This is a genomic window from Clostridioides sp. ZZV15-6383, from assembly GCF_020657735.1.
GTDB classification, from domain to species: domain Bacteria; phylum Bacillota; class Clostridia; order Peptostreptococcales; family Peptostreptococcaceae; genus Clostridioides; species Clostridioides difficile_D.
In genome coordinates this window covers 1-2770 of sequence record NZ_JAGWCV010000110.1, presented here as the reverse complement: position 1 = coordinate 2770, position 2770 = coordinate 1, and the positions used below count along the sequence as shown (strand labels likewise).

General features: G+C 22.7%; 2 protein-coding genes. One reads left to right on the top strand and one right to left on the bottom strand.

All coding sequences use genetic code 11. From position 1 onward, the window contains the following. Positions 1-135 precede the first annotated feature (135 nt). On the bottom strand, positions 136-1239 hold the full coding sequence (locus KGF42_RS18820; protein ID WP_227826886.1) for an Rpn family recombination-promoting nuclease/putative transposase: 1104 nt from the start codon (positions 1237-1239) through the stop codon (positions 136-138). Positions 1240-2342: 1103 nt separating this feature from the next. On the opposite strand from KGF42_RS18820, the gene KGF42_RS18815 reads away from it, so the two are divergent. Next, entirely contained in the window at positions 2343-2615 is a 273-nt protein-coding gene (locus KGF42_RS18815; protein ID WP_227826885.1) for a hypothetical protein, read from the top strand. The last annotated feature ends 155 nt before the right edge of the window (positions 2616-2770 follow it).

The following is a 2770-nucleotide window of genomic DNA, read 5'->3' as shown; positions in this document are numbered from 1 at the left end:
CAAAAATGGAAAAAATATCAAAATAAGGCTATGATTTTTAAAGCCATAGCCTTACAAATAAATGTTTAATTATCACTTAAAAAATAAATTTTTATTTAAAGAATACACATAAATATTTCCAGACTCGTTTTTAGATTAATTGTTATTATAAATTTCTTTAATTTCATCTTCACTTAAATCAAAATCATCAAATTTACTTAATATATCATCTAATTTAAAACCATTCTTTTTTAACATTACAATTAACTTATGATCTTTTCTTCTAGCTTCTTCTCTTTTACCTTTTTCAATACCTTCATTAAAAATTTCTTCCTTGAAGTTTCTACTTTTATTCATAATATATGCACCTCTTTTCAGATTTAATAAATATTCTTCATTTCTTCCTAAATCTTTTAACCTATCTAAAGCTTTTCTAATAACATAGTCATTATTAGCTATAATTCTAACATCTAGATTAGAAGGATTGCTAATGAGTTTCCCCCATAATAGGATTCTATTTACTATATTATTGTGTCTGTTAATCTTAGGAAGCTCTACAAAGTACAATGCTGTTTTTTTTGAATAAATATCTGGATGACCATCCATGCTTAGTCTCATACAGTTTATGTAATCGTCTATTTGATTATATTTTACATGATTTAGTATATGTATTCCAACTGTTTTTCCAATTTCTTTATATTCTTTACCTTCTTCTAATTTTCTACCATGTACACGACTAAGGTAATATTCAGCTCTTTCTAAATAATCATCTTCAAATGCTCTTTGCATCTCAATATTTATATGATTATTTTCTTCATCTTCAGCTAAAATATCAAGTTTAGGTCTTTTCTCACCAACATAATTAATCGTTGGATCAGTTTCAACTCGGATTATTTTTTTTATTTGAGTAAAAGGTTTAATGTTTCTATTAGCATGTGGAGCATCCTTGAGAATATCATTGATAAAGTTAATGAGTAAATCATAATCATTATTTAAGGTAAATAATGATTTAAATACTTCATCATACTCAGGTTTAGCATATCCATCTTCAGTTACAACTTCTCCTATATTCTCACTAGTTAATATTTCTTTTGGAATTAAATCTTTGATTTTATGTAACTCCTCATTAGAAAAATCACCTTTACTGAGAATATCATTTAATTTTTTAGTCCATTCTCTATCTGTTTCTTCAATTGTAGTTCGCTTATATTCTTTTGATATTTTAGTAATTTTAGATTTTTCTTCTAATCTCTGCTTCATTTTAACACCTCTTTTTTTTATTATATCAATTTTTTCTTAATTAATCTCTTTTTTATATATAATTACCTCCCTCATTATTTAATTGACTAATGCAACTTATTTTTTCTTTATTTGAATAATATGGGGCAGATTTACTTTTTTTTGAAAAAATATTTTAATATATTAGGACCTGTAGTACTTTAATATAAATATTTTTGGCTTTTAAAAGTAAGTAAATCTGGAGAACAATTGGATAAAAAGACGAGTAATTGGGAATATATTTATGAATGTATTGGAGATTACAAGGCTAAGTAACAAAAAAGATGGAATAAAGGTGGGATAAAGAAATGAATTCTTAAAAGACCTCATTTCTTAATATCGCAAAACTATAATCTATTTTAAGTATATTATTTTCTAGACTCAAGTTTCTTAATCCAACTATTTGACATAGAATCTATATTAAACATAGAATTTATGTCTATCATGGCCAACAGAATTATAGTAAAAAAAATATTTCTCACTAAAAAAACTGTATCATTTAAATCTTCTTTATAAAAAAAACCATTAATATTCAAATAGATAAAGATTATTAGAAAAATTACAATTAAATGGTATCTTAAAATATTGAAATTATATTCAATATTTTTTAATGCAGAAAATTTTCTACTAAAGAATATAAGCGTTATTTTATTGATAAAGGTACCAAAATACAAGTACATAATCAAGGCAAATGTAGGGATAAAGTATATTAATATTGGTGATTTCATAAATTTAGAGTTTATTAAAATGAATGAACTTATAAGTGAAATTAAAAATATGTAAAACGTCAATGTGATTAATGTACACATAAAAGTAATTTTATTTTTTAAAGAAAACCATAAAATAAAAAATACTATACAGATAAAAATTGTATTTAATAATATCATCAAACTCTCCTTTATTAATATTTTTATTAAATTATACATTAAAAACAACTGATTTGAATCAATTTCATTAAAAAAAATTTAAAAATAAAAAATAAAAGTACTAAAAAAATGATGATACTTTTTTTTATATTTTTTCGATGTATATAGCAATGTAAATTACGAATTTATATTGACTTATAAGTATTGGAGGAATAACAAATGAAAAAAAGAAATATTAAAGTTAATGAGATGGTTCAAAGTAAAATAAAGTTAATAATCAATCATAAAATACCTTGCAAAGTTCTAAAATTTATAGATATTTTTTGGGGTAAAGTGATTCAAATTTTTATCTCCCATGTATTACGAATTCCTATCTCCTATGTATTAGTGAATTTAGGAATAAATCCTGAATTTAAATGGTTGGCAACTATTATTATAGCTAACATATTAATATATATATTTAATATATTAAAAAAGGATAACAAATCTTAAATTATACAAATAAATAATCCTTTAAAAAGGGCTGTCGCAGGAGCAAATTAAATTTGTTCTGTGAGAGCTCTTTTTTACTTACCTTAATAGGTATATTTTTAATTATTTTATATAAAGTTTATGTTGTAAATAAAATTATGCATGACAAATAAAGG